We start from the raw sequence: 14206 nt of genomic DNA on the forward strand, positions 1-14206 counted from the left end.
CGCCGCTGAAGAAGGTGATGGACTTCGCCGCGCAGTACCAGATCAAGTCCGGCTTCCACGGCCCCACCGACATCTCCCCGGTCGGGTTCGCCGCGCAGCTGCACGTGGGCCTGGCCATCCACAACTACGGCATCCAGGAATACATGCAGCACTCGGACGCCACCAACACGGTCTTCGAGCAGTCCATGACCTTCACCGACGGCTACCTGCACCCCGGAGACACGCCCGGCATCGGCGTCGAATTCAACGAGGAAGCCGCAGCCGCCTACCCGTACCAGCAGGCCTACCTCCCGTACAACCGCCTCGTCGACGGCACCGTCCATGACTGGTAAGCCGAACGCCATGACACAGCAAGGCGTGACAAAACACCGCATCATCGTCATGGGGGTGTCCGGCTGCGGCAAGACCACCATCGGCGATTTGGTGGCCCGCGAACTGGGTGTGCCGTTCCTCGACGGCGACTCCCTCCACCCCGTGGAGAACGTCGCCAAGATGGCGGCCGGCACGCCCCTGACCGACGAGGACCGCTGGCCCTGGCTGGCCACGGTGGGTACCGAACTGGCGAACGCCGGCGACGGCGGCCTGGTCCTTGCCTGCTCCGCGCTGCGGCGCAGCTACCGCGACGCCATCCGGCAACAGGCACCGGACACGGTGTTCCTGCACCTGCACGGCAGCAAAGAAGTGCTGAGGGCACGGACTGAAGGCCGATCCGGGCACTTCATGCCGCCAGCGCTGCTGGAATCCCAACTGGCCACCCTCGAATCGCTGGAAGCTGATGAGGCAGGCGTTGTGGTGGACATCGCCGCGCCGGTGACGCAGGTGGTGACCGAAGCGCTGGCGGGCATCACCGCCGTCGCAGGTGCCGCCGTCGGACCTTCCGCTGTTGGATACCGGGGCGCCCCGGCCACCCAGCCGCGCGAGTTCGACGTCGACCTCCAGGCCTCGCCGTTCAACCTCGACGACGAAGCTGTTGCCTGGGTGGAGTCCACCCTCGCCGGCATGAGCCTCGAGGAAAAAATCGGGCAGCTGTTCATCAACCACAACAACGACTACTCCCCGGAGTACCTCGACGGCGTGCTGGAGAAGTACCACGTGGGCGGCATGCGCTACCGGCCGGGCCCCTCGGCCGCGGTGCAGGAGCACATCCGCTACGCCCAGTCCAAAACCCGCATCCCGTTGCTGGTGGCCTCCAACCCGGAAATGGGCGGAGCGGGCAGCTGCGACGACGGAACCTTTGTGTCGACGCACCTGCAGGCCGGCTCACACCCGGACAAGGCCATCGCCCGGCAGATGGGGCAGGTGGCCGGTGTGGAGACCGCCGCGCTGGGCTGCAACTGGGCGTTCGCGCCGATCGTGGACATCCACTACAACTGGCGCAATACGGTCATCTCCACCCGGGCCTTCGGCAACACGCCGGAGATCGTGGTGGAACGCGCCAAGGAGTACTTCGACGGCATCAGCGAGTCACCCACGGCCTGCGCCATGAAGCACTTCCCCGGCGACGGCATGGATGAGCGCGACCAGCACGTGGTCACCTCCTACAACACCCTCGGCTACGACGAATGGAACCGCACGTACGGGCACGTGTACCGCGAAATGATCGGGCACGGGGTGCAGTCCATCATGATCGGCCACATCGGCGCGCCGGAACTGTCCCGGCACTTCCGCCCGGGTCTGGTGGACAAGGACATCCGGCCGGCCACGTTGTCGCCGGAACTGCTCCAGGACCTGCTCCGCGGCGAGTTGGGCTTCAACGGGCTGATCCTCACCGACGCCTCACAGATGATCGGCCTGACCCAGGCCATGAAGCGCAGGGACCTGGTCCCGGCAACCATCGCTGCCGGCTGCGACATGTTCCTGTTCTTCCGCAACCCGGCGGAGGACTTCCAGTACATGATGGACGGCTACAAATCCGGTGTCATTACCGAGCAGCGCCTGCACGACGCGCTGCGCCGGATCCTGGCGCTCAAGGCAAGCCTCGGGCTGCACCTCAAGCCCGCCGCGGAGCTTGTCCCGCCGGTTGAGGCCCTGGCGCTGATCGGCAGTGACGCCCACCGTGCCATCGCGGCGGAGATCGCGGACAAGACCGTCACCCTGGTCAAGGACACCGCCAACAACCTGCCCATCACGCCGGAAACGCACAAGCGGATCCGCCTGTACGGCATCTCCGGCGGCGCGGACTTCACCCGGGCCGACCCGCTGGCGTACCTGGAGACCGTCAAAACCGAGCTGGAAAACGCCGGTTTCGAGGTGCGCCTGTTCAAGACGGCGGACCAGCGCGAGGCCGCAGGGGAGACCGGCGTGAACTTCATGTCGGTCATCTCCGAAGAAGCCACCGGCGACTACGCGGACAAGTACGACGCCGCGTTTGTGTTCGCCAATGTGAAGGGGTTTGCCCAGGAGGCAGCCATCCGGATCAAGTGGTCCACCCCGATGGCCGCGGAGATCCCGTGGTACGTCACCGAGGTCCCCACCGTGTTCGTCTCGCTCAACCAGCCCAACCACCTGATTGACGTGCCGATGGTGAAGACCGCCATCCACGCCCACGCCGGATCGCCCGAGGCCATTCGGGCGACCATCGAAAAGATCATGGGCAGGTCGGAATTCCAGGGAACGTTCAATGAGAACGTCTTCTGTGATTCCTTCGACACCCGGCTCTAGCCGGAAGAGCGCGAACGGACAGTTGCGGCCCTGCAGCCCGGGGCTCAAATGTCCGTTCGCGCTCTGTGCTGCCGTATGCCCGGAGGCGTACCGTATGGCTCATGGAGAGCACAGGGTGCGCGGTGGTGGGCGGCGGGCCGGCCGGCATGATGCTGGGCCTTTTGCTGGCGCGGGCCGGCGTAGAGGTCGCCGTCCTCGAAAAACATGGCGACTTCCTCCGGGACTTCCGCGGCGACACCGTCCATGCATCTACCATCCGGCTTCTCGACGAACTGGGCCTCGGCGCCGAGTTCCGCGGGCTGCCGCAAAGCCAGCTGCGTAACGTCGCCTTCCCGACGCCCGGCGGCGGCCGGGTCACGCTGGGAAATTTCGCCGCGCTGCGACCGCCGTACAACTACATCGCCATGATGCCCCAGTGGGACTTCCTGAACTTCCTCGCCCGCGCCGCCGAGCAGGAGCCAACGTTCACGCTTCTGATGGAGCACAAGGCGACGTCCCTGATGTCCGACGACGGCAGGGTCACCGGTATCCGGTACCTCACCAAGGACGGCACTGAAGGCGCGCTCCGCGCAGACCTCGTGGTGGCCACGGACGGCCGGCATTCGGTGCTGCGCCAGGCGGCCGGCCTGACGTCGAAGGAATACCCGGTGCCTTTCGACACCTGGTGGTTCAAGCTGCCGAGGGCCGAGTCCGAACAGGGGGAGGTGGCCGGGATCGTTCCGGCCTTCGGTGACCGCGCCGGCGTTATCGCCCTGTTCCGGGAAACCTATTACCAGATGGGCTACTTCGCCCCGAAAGGCTCCGGTGACCGCATCAAGAGCGAGGGAGTGGAGCGGTTCCGGGAACGCATCGCCGCGCTGCGCCCTGACCTCGCCGACAGGGTCGATGCCATCCGCTCCCTGGACGACCTGCACTGGCTGGATGTCCGGCTGGACCGATTGCGGCGCTGGTACGTCGACGGGCTGCTGTGCATCGGCGACGCCGCGCATGCGATGTCCCCGGCCGGCGGGGTGGGGATCAACCTGGCCATCCAGGACGCCGTGGCCGCGGCAACCCGGCTTGCCCCGGCGTTGCTGCGCGGCAAAGTCACCACGAACGATCTTGCGGCGGTGCAGCGGCGGCGTCAGCTGCCCACCGTGATCATCCAGTCTGTCCAGCGCTTCATGCACCGCGCCGTCTTCGTCCCGCTCTTTAGCGGCAAGAGGTCGGGAGCGCCGCCGGTGATGATGTACCTCGCCCAGCACGTGCCCGTCCTGATGCGGCTGCTGCCCCGGATGATCGCAATCGGACCCTTGCCCGAGCACGCGCCCGCCTTTGCCCGGCGGGTGGACGCGGGGCCCGGCAAGGCACCAGGCACCGACTAAACTGGAGCCCATGACTGCCACCCCGGACTCGCTTTCCAACTCTGCTGCCCGTGCCCGACTTCTGGAACTGATCAAGGAGCTCGCGGTTGTCCGCGGCAAGGTCATTCTGTCCAGCGGTGCCGAGGCCGACTACTACATCGACCTGCGCCGCATCACCCTGCACCACGAGGCCTCCAAGCTCGTTGGCCAGGTCATGCTGTCCCTGATCGACGACGCCGGCATCGGCTTTGAGTGCGCCGGCGGCCTCACGATGGGGGCAGACCCGGTGGGCACCGCCGTCATGCACGCCGCCACCGACGCCGGCCGGCCGGTCGACGCCTTCGTGGTCCGCAAGGCGCAGAAGTCCTACGGCATGGGACGCCAGGTGGAAGGTCCGTCCGTCGAGGGCCGCAAAGTCCTGGTGCTTGAGGACACCTCCACCACCGGCGGTTCGGCCCTGACCGCCGTGGAGGGCGTTCGTAACGCCGGCGGCAACGTGGTGGCTGTCGCCGTCATCGTCGACCGGGACACGGGCGCCAAGGAAAAGATCGAAGCCGAAGCCGGTGTCCCGTACCTGTACGCCTTCAGCAAGGACGAGCTCGGCCTGAGCTGACCGGCCGCCCCAGTGGACGGCACACGCCGGGTGGCCTAGTATTTCCGTACCCCGAATCAGTCCCCTCACTTGGAGTACCCCGTCATGCGCCCGTCGGATCAAGCCCTGAGCAGTGTTGAGCAAATCCAGAACCTCATTCTGGAGAGCGCCGACTTTGAGGACTTCCTCAACGAACTGGCGCGGTACTCGGCGCACCAGGTGGCGGGCGACGGGGAGGACGCCCTCTGCGGAATCACGCTGCTGAGGGACCGTAAGGCGGCGACGATCGGCTGGAGCAGCGACTCCGCCCGCGAAGTGGATGAAATCCAGTACTCGCTGTCCCAGGGGCCGTGCCTGACCGCCGCGGAGGAAGAACGGGAAGTCCATGTTCCGGACCTCTTCGAAGAAGACCGCTGGGGCCCTGACTACGCTAACGCGGTGGCTTCGCACGGGCTGCGCTCGGTGCTGTCGCTCCCCTTTAACCTGCAGGGGGACGCTAAGGCCGCGCTCAACCTCTACTCCGACGTGCCGTACAAGTTCACTGAGGTTTCCGCGGCCCGCGCCCGCGGGTACACCCGGGAGATCTCCCAGGCCCTGCGCCTCGCGGTCAGGTTTTCGCTGCACACGGACAGTGCAACGAATCTCCGCGCGACGTTGGAATCGCGGACCGTCATCGACATCGCCGTCGGCATCGTGATGGCGCAGAACCGGTGCAGCCAGCAGACGGCCGTCCGTATCCTCACCGATGCCTCAAGCCACAGCAACGTAAAACTTCGCGACGTCGCCGCGTCGCTGGTGAATTCGGTGGGAGGCGCGGAGGCCCGCACCCACTTCGAGGAGCCCGGGATAGTTCAGGCGGGATAGCGCCGTGGCTGGCCGCTTGTGCGGCGGAACTGCCCGGGATAGGCTGTCCGAGGTTGAGCCGTCGGCCATAGACACCCCTTTTTGGAGTACCTATGGACAACCAGCTTAATCCCCTCATTAAGATCGACGATGCCGCCGGCACAGCTCGGATTGACGTCCGGGGGAGCCTTACCCAGGCGTCCCGCGCTGAGTTAATACTCGAAATCCGGCGCGTCCGCCGGATGGGTAGCTCATCGCCCATCACTGTGGATCTTTCCCGCGCCGCCTTCGTGGAGTCATCCGCGCTCGCGGGCCTTCGCTTCGAGCTCAATACCCTCGACGCCGGCACATGGCAGGTCTCCTCCGGGCCGGCGCCAGGAGTTCTGCTGGAGGTTTTGTCCAACCGCGACACCGTGAGTGAAGCGCGCCCGGACTTCACGGCGCTGACCGACCCGGCAGGGCTGTCTGAGGCGCAGGCGGCCGGCGGGTTCCGCCCCCTATCCAACTATTCCACTCACGAACTGCTGGAGGCGAGCGACTCGGTCTTCGGGCTGCTGGACGATCCGGCCGGGGGTTCCGGACATGAGCTGCTAGCCCGGTACGAAGCAATCGGTGAGGAAATAGCTCGCCGGGAATTGACCGAGCACGCCAAACCCAGCTGACCAACGGGGCGGACTTTACGAGGTTCGAACTGCGCATGGAACCGGAACTGTGCCTAGGGTTTGAAATGTGCCTAGGGTAGTTCAGTGCCATATGAAGGGGCCGCCGGCCAGACGGGCCGGCAGAACGCGCCGGGCTCAGAGGCTGCCCGGCTGCTTCGGCGCGCCGCAGCCCTGAAACGCTTCTCCCGCCGGACCTTCCTCACCGGCGCCGGCGCTTCCACTGTCCTCGCCGCGGACATGCTGTTCACGAAGCAGGTGCAGGAGGAGCGGCAGGTCCACAAGATCCTCGTTGTCGAGGACGACTTCGCGCAAAGTTACTTCCCGCACGCCAGCTGGATCCTGTTCCCCGGGTACAAGACCAGCTGGGAAGAGGCCCAGTGGATCCTCAACTCGCTCCGCGGCAGCCTCCGGCTGCGCGGCCAGCTCACGGCGGCCGGGTATTCAAATTTGGGCCTGGACATCGACCAGCTGGTCATCGCGGTAATCGAGCATGTCCGGGCGCACAACCTCACCACGCTCTACTTCTACGGCCACAGCTTCGGCGGGATGGTGGCGACGCAGGTGGCAGCCCGGTTGCTGGAGCTGCACGGCGTCAAGGTTGAACTGATCGTCCTCGACTGCAGTCCCTACAGCAAGTTCGACGTCCTGGACCAGAGCTGGTTTGACGGCGTCGTGTTCCTCTACGAAAGCGGGTTCCGCATCCCCTCCGTGCTGCGCGGGGGCTACGAGCTGGGGGAGCGGGTGGTCCACAAGGATGAGCGCTCGTGGCGGCAGATCCTCGACCAGACGCTGGAGCAGCTGTCCCCGATCGCCCCCTCCAGCGTGCTGGTGCAGACGGAATCCGCCTACATCTACCACTTCGATGCCACGCGCTTTGCGGGCCAGATCGGCGATACCCGCATGGCCTACATCGGAAATCCCCGGGACGAGACCGTCAACTACCGGACGGCCCGTGATTCGTGGGCGCGCACGTTCGCCGCCAACATGGTCACAGCCGACCGGCAGACCACAGGGGCGCTGCCGGCACACGCGAGCCCGGGCTGGAACCCGTTCGTGTACCGGCCCATCCTCGAGGACCTGGAGAACGAGATCGTCCCGCTGCCCGGAGGCGGCGGGAAGATGACCCCGTTTTAGATCTGGTTCTTGAGGTCCGCCACGGAGTCCAGCACCTGGTTGGGGCGGAACGGGTAGGAAGCAATTTCGTCGCGCTGCGTGATGCCGCTGAGCACCAGGACGGTGTGCAGCCCGGCTTCCATGCCCGCGATGATGTCGGTGTCCATGCGGTCGCCGATCATCGCGGTGGTCTCGGAGTGCGCATCGATCTGGTTCATGGCCGAGCGGAACATCATGGGGTTCGGCTTGCCCACAATGTAGGGTTCCCGCCCCGTGGCCTTGGTGATCAGGGCAGCGATGGCGCCGGTGGCGGGCATCGGGCCCTCCTTGGACGGGCCGGTGGCGTCCGGGTTGGTGGCGATGAAGCGCGCCCCGGCGAGGATCAGCCGGATCGCCATGGTGATCGCCTCGAAGGAGTACGTGCGGGTTTCGCCGAGCACCACGAAGTCCGGGTTCTGGTCGGTGAGGATGAAACCGGCCTCGTGGAGCGCCGTCGTAAGCCCTGCCTCGCCGATGGTGTACGCGCGGTTGCCGGAATCGGAGCCCTGCACCTGGTCCTTCAGGAACTGGGCGGTGGCCAGGGCCGACGTCCAGATGTTCTCCTCGGGGATTTCCAGGCCGGAGGCCCGCAGCCGGGCGGCGAGGTCGCGCGGCGTGAAGATCGAGTTGTTGGTCAGGACCAGGAAGCGCTTTGAGGTGTCCACCCAGCGCTGGATCAGTTCCGCGGCCCCGGGAACTGCCTGGTTCTCATGCACCAGGACCCCGTCCATGTCGGTCAGCCAGCACTCAATGTCCTGGCCGCTGCGGTAGACGGCCGCCGATGTCTTTACCTTGTCCGCTTCTGCCATGTCATTCCTTCACCGAGATGTTTGCGTTCGGAGCCCAGTCTAGTGTTGAGGGGTGACGCAAACGCCCGGGACACCCGAACCCCAACCAGAACCATCCCAGCCGGAACAGAACGGGACGCCGGAGCCAAAGCCGGAGGTCGGCGTCGGGCCCTGGGAAGGTGAATGGCCGGCGGGCGGCCACTGGGATCCTGACCTCCTGGCCGACGGCGACCGGCGCAATGTCGTCGACAAGTACCGGTACTGGAAGCACGAGGCAATCGTCGCTGACCTGGACGCCAAGCGGCACGACTTCCACATCGCCATCGAGAACTGGCAGCACGACCTCAACATCGGCACCGTGGTGCGCACCGCCAACGCGTTCCTCGCCAAGGAGGTCCACATCATCGGACGACGGCGGTGGAACCGCCGCGGGGCGATGGTCACTGACCGCTACCAGCACGTCCGCCACCATCCCACCGTGGAGGACTTCGTGGCCTGGGCGCAGGGGGAGGGGCTGGCCATCATCGGGATCGACATCTTCCCCGATTCCGTGCCGCTGGAGACCTACGAGTTGCCGCAGAAGTGCGTGCTGGTCTTCGGACAGGAAGGGCCGGGACTGACCCCGGAGGTGCATGCGGCGGCAGAGGCCACACTGTCCATCGAGCAGTTCGGGTCCACCCGTTCCATCAACGCAGGCTCGGCCGCGGCGATCGCCATGCACGCCTGGGTGCGCCGGCACGTGTTCGGCCAGCACGTCTAGCTGCCTTCGGTCCATAGCGGCAGCGGCACCACTCTGCGGCTGCATCCTGATTCATCCAGTACGTGGCCCAGACGCTTGAAGGTCCGGACCACAGCTTGCCGGGAGATGACGGCACTTCCCGGAGCCCGATCCGCCAGTTCGCGCTCGTAGGCCTGGACTTCCAGGTAGTCGCGGACCCACAGGGTAACGAGCAGGTTCTGAGCGCCGAGGACCTGGGCGCTGAGGCGGCAGTTATTTAACGCCGCGAAGTAGTGGCCGACGTCGTCAACGCACTCCGCGGGAACGTTCAGTACCAAGGTGACTTCCCGCAGTCCCTGCTGGGCCGCCGTCGAAGTATCGCAGCGCAGCGCCATGTAACCGGTGGCCAGGAACCGTTCCACGCGCCGTCGGGCTGTCTGGGGAGAGACGCCGCATGCGGCACCCAGTTCCGCCCAGCTTGCCCGCCCGTCCTTGGCGAGCTCTTCCAGGAGCGCCGCATCCAGCCGGTCCGGGGAGTACGCGGGCTGCTCGGGCAGCGGTTCGGCTGACACCAGCCGGGCGCGTGCGGGTTCCAGCGTCCCGCTGCGCCATTCGGAGGCCTGCCGGTACAGCCTGGTGACGAAAACAACCTCGCGATGCGTGACGCCGGGCAGCCCAGGGAAGGAACCGGTGACTATATCCATCAGTTCATCGTGGCTCGACGCAAAGCAGTCCACGAAGAGGTCGTGCGCGCCAGTGACCAGCGAGACGGTGCCGAACGCCGGCTCGGCGCACAGCCGCTCGATGAGCGCATCACTCTCGTTGGGCACAGACGACAGGTGGATGAACGCGGACCAGCCGGCACTGAGGTAGCGCTGCCCTGGGGCGGGGGTGATCCACGCCCGGCCCTGCTCTGTGAGGGCGTTCCAGCGCCTCGCCACCGTGGGCGCGGACAGGCCCAAAGCGTCCGCCACCCGGCTCCATTCGGCCCGAGGATTGATCTGAAGCGCATTGACGATTTCAAGGTCGAGTTCCGAGATCATGGCTGATTCGTTCAATATCTGCTGCCTCAGGTGGATTTCGAACAATATCAAAGCCAGTGTAAACGGCGGCCATAACGTTGTGACTCGCATCACCACCGGCGACTCCGCCCTGGACCCCAAGGAATCATATGGCAAGCAAGACAGCACCTCCTCCGATGGCAGCCACGACCACCAGGACCATCGCGGGAATGATCTTGGCAATGGCACTCATAGAGTCGCTCAGCGGGGTCACACAGGGGTACCTGAATCCCATCCTCCCCGCGCTGGGACCCGTCTTCGAGATTGACGACCCCACCATCAACGGCATCTTCCTTATCTCCAACGTCAGCTTCGCCGTCCTCACCCCGATCATTTCGAGGCTCGGGGACAGCTACGGATACCGGCTGGTGCTGCGGTGGTCCACCGGTATTGTGACGGTGGGCGTGTTCCAAATGGCGCTGTGGCCGTCGCTGTGGACGGTGACGGTTGGCGTCGTCATGCTCACCTGCGTAGTGGGCTTCATCCCGCTCATGATGGGAATCCTGCGGGTCCGCAGCGCAGCCCACACACGCACCGGCGTGAGCGTCATGATCGGCATGCTCATGATCATGGTGGGAGCCGGCGGGCTTCTCGCCGGCATCATCGGTGTCACCGATCCGACGCTCGGCTTCTGGGTGGCGGTACCGTTCGCCGTGCTCGCCTTCATCTGCTCGTTCGTACTGCCCGACGCCGGGATCCCCACGCGTGAGGGCATCGCCCTGGCGCCGTTGCTGGCTTGCTCACTTGGGCTGATTGGTTTTGTTGTGGCGCTCTCGATGGCACCTGAATGGGGTTGGCTGGACACCCGGACCATGGCGGCCGGCGTGGCGGGGATTGCCCTGCTGGCCTACTGGGTTAAGCGGGACTTCAGCTCTACCGGGGGCCACAGGTTCATGGACCTGCGGATGCTGGCGAGTCAGCGGATCCGCGCTATCTCGCTCGCCACCTTCTTCTTCGGCTTCGCGTCCATCAGCTACTTCGGGACCAACGGCATTTTCCTGCATTCCAATCCGGACAAGACCGGTTACGGATTCGGGCTCAGCCCGCTGATGATCGCGATTGTCCTTGCACTGGCCTCGGTTCTTTCCCTGGCTTCCTCGCTGCTGACGGCCAAGGCACTCAGGAAGTTCGGCGAACGGGCCACCCTCGTCTTCGCGGGTGTCCTGCTGGCGGGCGCTTTCCTGGTGATGGTGGTGGCTCACGGATCGCTCCCGGGCTACTGCGTCGGCTTTGCCATGTTCAACCTGAGCCTGGGGATGTACCAGGCGGGAACCCGCGCCCTGTCCGTCGAGGGCGTCCCGGTGGAGGAGACCTCGACTGCGGCCGGGCTCAACGAGTTGGCCCTGTCCGTCGGCATCGCCGTGGGGGCAGCGGTGGTCAAGCTCATCTCCTCAGCTTCGGTCGAGTCCGGGCACATCACAGAGTCCGGACTGTTGTCCATCTGGGCAGCCCTTGCAGTGGCGGCCCTGATTGCCGCCGCAGCGAGTGCACGCTATCCCAGGCGTCGGGCTGCCGAGGTGGCGGCATGACCGCCGGACCGAGCAGCGGCAGGGGAGGGGCCGGCGTCGTTCCTGCCGCCCGGGGCGATATCGAATCCGCCCTCGAGGCCGCGGTGAAGCACTGGGAGCCGGAGATCCTTGATCTGAGCCACGCCATCCACGCGGATCCGGAGCTTGGCGGCCAGGAGTTCCGTGCCGCCAAGCGGGCGCGGCGTGTACTGCGGATGGCAGGGTTCGGCTTCGATGCCCCACAGCCGGCGCAGCCCACGGCATTCAGCGCGCGCTTCGGATCCGGCGAGCTTGTGGTGGCACTCTGCGTAGAGTACGACGCCCTGCCCGCCATCGGCCATGCCTGCGGTCACAACGTGAACGCGGCCAGCGCGGTGGGGGCAGCGCTGGCGCTGGCGGCCGTGGCCGAGGAACTGAGCCTCACCGTCAAAGTGCTCGGCACGCCGGCCGAGGAGACCACCGGCGGAAAGGTGGACCTGATCGACGAGGGCTTTTTCGATGACGTATCGCTCGCCATGATGGCGCACGCTGCGGCAAAGGACGTGGTGGGTGGTTCATCCCTGGCCATGTGCATGTGGGACGTGCTGTTCGAGGGCCGTGCCGCCCATGCCGCCGCGGCTCCTTCGGAAGGTGTCAACGCCCTCGACGCGCTCGTAGTCGCGCAGACGGCAATAGCCTTGGCCCGGCAACAACTGCCGGCGGGTTCGATTGTGTCTCTGATCGTGACGGAAGGCGGGAGTGCCGTTAACGTCATTCCAGAGCGTGCCCGGGCCAACATTGAATTGCGGGCCGCCAGCATCGAGAACCTCCGGCTGATCCAGGACAAAGTGAGCCGCTGCCTCGAAGCCGGTGCCCATGCGAGCGGCAGCGCCCTTCACATCACGCCCACGGGCAACGACTACGCAGAACTGCGTCAGGACGCGTTCCTGTCGGAGGCCTACCGGGCGGCGATGACGGCCAGAGGCAGGGACGTTGCGTTCAGCGCCGAGCCGGTGGCCTCCACGGACATGGGAAACGTCTCGCAGCTCGTGCCGAGCATCCACCCCATGGTCGGCTACGACGTGCGGGGCGCCGCGCACCACACCGCAGAGTTTGCGGCCTTCGGTGCGTCGGCGGGTGCTGACCAAGCGGTGATTGACGGATCGTTCGGACTGGCCGCAGCGGCGTGTGCAGCAGCCGTGGACCCGGAGCAAACGAGGCGGCTGCTCCGCCGAACGATGGCCTAGTAGGGGACCCCCAACGCACAAAGTGTTACCCGGCGGCGTGACGGTAAACACGGCCCCAGCGCAGAACTGGCTAGGATGGTTCCTAGCCGACGAGGTTCACTCCAGGGTCAACAAAACCCGCAGACGAAATTCGATTTAGGAGTCAGCATGCCCATTGCAACCCCAGATATCTATGCCGACATGATCGACCGCGCCAAGAAGGGCGGCTTCGCGTTCCCGGCGGTCAACGTCACCTCTTCCCAGACCCTGAACGCTGCCCTGCGGGGTTTCGCCGAGGCCGAGTCTGACGGTATCGTCCAGGTCTCCACCGGCGGTGCTGCGTACTGGTCCGGCGCGTCCACCAAGGACATGGTTGCCGGTTCGCTGGGCTTCGCCGCTTTCGCCCGCGAGGTGGCCAAGAACTACAACGTGAACATAGCGCTGCACACGGACCACTGCCCCAAGGACAAGCTGGACGGTTTCGTCCTGCCGCTGCTGGCCGCCTCCGAGGCCGAGGTCAAGGCCGGACGCAACCCGCTGTTCAACTCGCACATGTGGGACGGCTCCGCCGAAACCCTGGATGAGAACCTGCGCATCGCCCGCGAACTGCTCGAGCGCACCGCGGCCGCCAAGATGATCCTCGAGGTCGAAATCGGCACGGTCGGCGGCGAGGAGGACGGCGTCGAGAACGAGATCAACGAGAAGCTTTACACCACTGTCGACGACGCCCTCGCCACCATCGAGGCCCTCGGCGCCGGCGAGAACGGCCGCTACATCACCGCGCTGACCTTCGGCAACGTGCATGGCGTTTACAAGCCGGGCGGCGTGAAGCTGCGCCCGGAGATCCTGAAGGACATCCAGGCCCAGGTCGGTGCCCGGATCGGCAAGGACAACCCGTTTGACCTGGTGTTCCACGGCGGCTCGGGCTCCTCGGACCAGGAAATCGCCGACGCCGTGTCCTACGGCACCATCAAGATGAACATCGACACGGACACGCAGTACGCGTACACCCGTCCTGTAGCGGACCACATGTTCCGCAACTACGACGGCGTCCTGAAGGTCGACGGCGAAGTGGGCAACAAGAAGACCTACGACCCCCGCGTCTGGGGCGCCTCCGCCGAGGCCGGCCTCGCCGCCCGCGTTGTCGAGGCAACCCAGCAGCTGGGCTCCGCGGGCAAGACCTTCTAGTCATGTCCGACGAGTTCCGCAAGAACCTCATGGGTCCCGAGCCCACGCTCCTGCCCGCCGAGACCGAGGTGTACCAGCACCTCGCGCTCGGCGCCGAGGCGCTGGACCTCGTGGAAAAGCACCCCACGTCGTCGCTGTTGTGGGCCGTGCTGGCTGAGGAGGCGTGGTCGGAAGGCCGCACCATCGATTCCTACGCCTACGCACGGGTCGGCTACCACCGCGGCCTGGACTCGCTCCGCCGCAACGGCTGGCGGGGTGTGGGGCCCATCCCGTGGGAGCACGAGCCCAACCGCGGCTTCCTGCGGGCGCTTTACTCGCTGGGCCGCGCCTCCGCCGCCATCAACGAGGCGGAGGAACCTGAGCGCATCGAGAAGTTCCTTAACGACTCGGACCCCGCGTTGTGGATTAAGAGGCCTTCTGCAGGCCGGTGCGGGCCATGGCGTCGGCGTAGGCAACGTGCATCTCGTCGAGGTACTGCTTCTGCC

13 protein-coding genes and 1 pseudogene are annotated in these 14206 nt (G+C 66.0%); 12 read left to right on the top strand and 2 right to left on the bottom strand.

The window, feature by feature from the left end; all coding sequences use genetic code 11:
- The 7 genes from CXZ05_RS22450 to CXZ05_RS22480 form a co-directional block, all read left to right on the top strand.
- On the top strand, nucleotides 1-332 hold a 332-nt coding region (locus CXZ05_RS22450; RefSeq protein WP_308411018.1), incomplete at its 5' end, for an enolase C-terminal domain-like protein.
- A gap of 10 nt (nucleotides 333-342) precedes the next feature.
- On the top strand, nucleotides 343-2661 hold the full coding sequence (locus CXZ05_RS22455; RefSeq protein ID WP_258006689.1) for a gluconokinase, GntK/IdnK-type: 2319 nt from the start codon (nucleotides 343-345) through the stop codon (nucleotides 2659-2661).
- 101 nt (nucleotides 2662-2762) lie between these two features.
- Entirely contained in the window at nucleotides 2763-4025 is a 1263-nt protein-coding gene (locus CXZ05_RS22460; RefSeq protein WP_102974666.1) for an FAD-dependent oxidoreductase, read from the top strand.
- 10 nt (nucleotides 4026-4035) lie between these two features.
- Nucleotides 4036-4617, top strand: coding sequence for an orotate phosphoribosyltransferase (pyrE, locus tag CXZ05_RS22465; protein WP_102974667.1), 582 nt, complete (start codon nucleotides 4036-4038; stop codon nucleotides 4615-4617).
- An 84-nt stretch (nucleotides 4618-4701) separates the two neighbouring features.
- Nucleotides 4702-5460 carry a GAF and ANTAR domain-containing protein gene (locus CXZ05_RS22470; protein WP_102974668.1) on the top strand — a complete coding sequence of 253 codons (759 nt, stop codon included), beginning with the start codon at nucleotides 4702-4704 and terminating at the stop codon, nucleotides 5458-5460.
- 92 nt (nucleotides 5461-5552) lie between these two features.
- Entirely contained in the window at nucleotides 5553-6101 is a 549-nt protein-coding gene (locus CXZ05_RS22475) for a hypothetical protein (protein WP_102974669.1), read from the top strand.
- A gap of 84 nt (nucleotides 6102-6185) precedes the next feature.
- Nucleotides 6186-7235 (top strand): thioesterase domain-containing protein, encoded by a 1050-nt coding sequence (locus CXZ05_RS22480; protein ID WP_102974670.1) that lies wholly within the window; start codon nucleotides 6186-6188, stop codon nucleotides 7233-7235.
- On the opposite strand, the gene CXZ05_RS22485 is transcribed toward CXZ05_RS22480, so the two are convergent.
- Entirely contained in the window at nucleotides 7232-8062 is an 831-nt protein-coding gene (locus CXZ05_RS22485; protein ID WP_102974671.1) for an HAD-IIA family hydrolase, read from the bottom strand. The genes CXZ05_RS22480 and CXZ05_RS22485 overlap by 4 nt on opposite strands.
- A gap of 52 nt (nucleotides 8063-8114) precedes the next feature.
- On the opposite strand from CXZ05_RS22485, the gene CXZ05_RS22490 reads away from it, so the two are divergent.
- Complete coding sequence (locus tag CXZ05_RS22490) at nucleotides 8115-8801, top strand: RNA methyltransferase (RefSeq protein WP_102974672.1); 687 nt, start codon at nucleotides 8115-8117, stop codon at nucleotides 8799-8801.
- Here the strand turns inward: CXZ05_RS22490 and CXZ05_RS22495 are convergent.
- Complete coding sequence (locus CXZ05_RS22495; RefSeq protein ID WP_219726592.1) at nucleotides 8798-9802, bottom strand: Lrp/AsnC family transcriptional regulator; 1005 nt, start codon at nucleotides 9800-9802, stop codon at nucleotides 8798-8800. The two genes, CXZ05_RS22490 and CXZ05_RS22495, sit on opposite strands and share 4 nt — an antisense overlap.
- A gap of 128 nt (nucleotides 9803-9930) precedes the next feature.
- Here CXZ05_RS22495 and CXZ05_RS22500 point away from each other — a divergent pair, with 128 nt between their 5' ends.
- From CXZ05_RS22500 to CXZ05_RS22515, 4 genes and pseudogenes are all read left to right on the top strand, one after another.
- On the top strand, nucleotides 9931-11349 hold the full coding sequence (locus tag CXZ05_RS22500; RefSeq protein ID WP_102974674.1) for an MFS transporter: 1419 nt from the start codon (nucleotides 9931-9933) through the stop codon (nucleotides 11347-11349).
- Nucleotides 11346-12554 carry an amidohydrolase gene (locus CXZ05_RS22505; protein WP_102974675.1) on the top strand — a complete coding sequence of 403 codons (1209 nt, stop codon included), beginning with the start codon at nucleotides 11346-11348 and terminating at the stop codon, nucleotides 12552-12554. The genes CXZ05_RS22500 and CXZ05_RS22505 overlap by 4 nt, the downstream gene beginning before the upstream one ends.
- Before the next feature lie 147 nt (nucleotides 12555-12701).
- Entirely contained in the window at nucleotides 12702-13721 is a 1020-nt protein-coding gene (gene fbaA, locus CXZ05_RS22510) for a class II fructose-bisphosphate aldolase (RefSeq protein WP_102974676.1), read from the top strand.
- A 2-nt stretch (nucleotides 13722-13723) separates the two neighbouring features.
- Nucleotides 13724-14116, top strand: a pseudogene (locus CXZ05_RS22515) (DUF3151 domain-containing protein); the annotation flags it as partial.
- Between the last annotated feature and the right edge of the window lie 90 nt (nucleotides 14117-14206).

The sequence above is a fragment of the Arthrobacter sp. AFG20 genome (genome assembly GCF_002892795.1).
In the GTDB taxonomy this organism is placed as follows: domain Bacteria; phylum Actinomycetota; class Actinomycetes; order Actinomycetales; family Micrococcaceae; genus Arthrobacter.

Bases quoted from the DNA above. Each gene is read 5' to 3' on its own strand.
- CXZ05_RS22455 (WP_258006689.1), top strand. From the start codon at position 343: ATGACACAGCAAGGCGTGACAAAACACCGCATCATCGTCATGGGGGTG.
- CXZ05_RS22460 (WP_102974666.1), top strand. From the start codon at position 2,763: ATGGAGAGCACAGGGTGCGCGGTGGTGGGCGGCGGGCCGGCCGGCATG.
- pyrE (WP_102974667.1), top strand. From the start codon at position 4,036: ATGACTGCCACCCCGGACTCGCTTTCCAACTCTGCTGCCCGTGCCCGA.
- CXZ05_RS22470 (WP_102974668.1), top strand. From the start codon at position 4,702: ATGCGCCCGTCGGATCAAGCCCTGAGCAGTGTTGAGCAAATCCAGAAC.
- CXZ05_RS22475 (WP_102974669.1), top strand. From the start codon at position 5,553: ATGGACAACCAGCTTAATCCCCTCATTAAGATCGACGATGCCGCCGGC.
- CXZ05_RS22485 (WP_102974671.1), bottom strand. From the start codon at position 8,062: ATGGCAGAAGCGGACAAGGTAAAGACATCGGCGGCCGTCTACCGCAGC.
- CXZ05_RS22495 (WP_219726592.1), bottom strand. From the start codon at position 9,802: ATGATCTCGGAACTCGACCTTGAAATCGTCAATGCGCTTCAGATCAAT.
- CXZ05_RS22500 (WP_102974674.1), top strand. From the start codon at position 9,931: ATGGCAAGCAAGACAGCACCTCCTCCGATGGCAGCCACGACCACCAGG.
- CXZ05_RS22505 (WP_102974675.1), top strand. From the start codon at position 11,346: ATGACCGCCGGACCGAGCAGCGGCAGGGGAGGGGCCGGCGTCGTTCCT.
- fbaA (WP_102974676.1), top strand. From the start codon at position 12,702: ATGCCCATTGCAACCCCAGATATCTATGCCGACATGATCGACCGCGCC.